Annotated in this window: 1 protein-coding gene; it reads right to left on the bottom strand. The window is 52.5% G+C overall.

Annotation, left to right across the window (positions count from 1 at the left end):
- Positions 1-11: 11 nt before the first annotated feature.
- The coding region (locus A3773_RS19685) for a hypothetical protein (RefSeq protein ID WP_197462818.1) at positions 12-1,121 on the bottom strand (1,110 nt) is incomplete at its 5' end.

Below are 1,121 nucleotides of genomic sequence, written 5' to 3'. Positions count from 1 at the left end.
TGCCCTTAGACTCAGCCAATCCACCTCACCTTTCTCTCTTCTTCTTCCTTTTTTTCTCCTTCTTTTTTCCCCCTCCTCTTTTCCTCCCTTCCCCCCTCCTCCCCTCCTCCTCTCCTTTCCCTTTTCCTCCTTTTTCTTTCCCCCTCTTCTTCCCCTCTTCTTCCTCCTCCTCCTCCTCCTCCCCGTCCCAACCCCCCCTCCCCCCCCCTCTTCTCCCCTTTCTTCCTTTCCTCTCTCTCTTTCCCTCCCCCTTCCTCCCTTCTTTCTTCCTCCCTTCTCTTTTCCTCTCTTCTTTCTCTCCCCCTTCCCCCTTTCCCCCCTCCTCCCTCCTTCCCCTTCTTTCCCCTCTCTTCCTCTCTTTCCCTTCTCTTTCCTCCCCCCTCTTTCTTTTTTCTCTCCTCTTTTTTTTTTCCTCCTCTCCCCCTTCCCCCTCTCTCTTCCTCCTTTTCTTTTCCCCTCTCCTTCTTTTTCCTCCTCCTTCCTCTCCCCCTCCCCCTCCTCCCCTCTCTCTCCCCCTCCCTCTCCTCCCCCTTTTTCCCCCCTTCTTCCCCTCCCTTCCTCCTCCTTTTTCTTCCCCTTCTCTCCTTTCCTTTCCTCTTTCCTCCCCTCCTCCCCCCTTCCTCCCTTCTTTTTCTCTTTCTCCCTCCCATCCCCTTTCCTTCCCCCTTCTTCTTCTTTTTTTCTCTTCTTTTCCCCTCTTCTTTCTCTTCTTCTTCCTCCCCCTCCCCTCTCCTCCCTCCTCTCCTCCCCCCCCCTTTCTCCCCCCCCTTTTCTCTCTTTTTTTTCTCTCCCTCCCCCCTTCCTCCTCCCTTCTTCCTTTTTCTCCCTTCTTTCTCCCCCCTCTTCTTTCCTCCCTCTCCTTTCCTCCTCTTTCTTTCCCTTCTCTTTTCCTTCCTTCCTTTTCCCCCTCTTTTTCTTTCCCCTTTCCCACCTTTTTTCTTCCTCCTTTTTTCCCTTCTTCTCTTTCCCTTTCTTCTTCTCCTCTCTTCTTTCTCTTCTTCTCCCTTCTTCTCTCTCCCCCTCTTCCTTCTTTTCCCCCCTTCTTTTCTCTCCTTTTTCTTCTCCTTTCCCCTCCCCCTCCTTCTCCCCTCTCTCACTCTTTTTCTCTCCTTTTTTCCTTC

The organism is Neptuniibacter pectenicola, from assembly GCF_001597735.1.
Lineage (GTDB): Bacteria > Pseudomonadota > Gammaproteobacteria > Pseudomonadales > Balneatricaceae > Neptuniibacter > Neptuniibacter pectenicola.
Note: the sequence above shows the minus strand (reverse complement) of the source record. Positions and strands in the feature narration are given on the sequence as shown.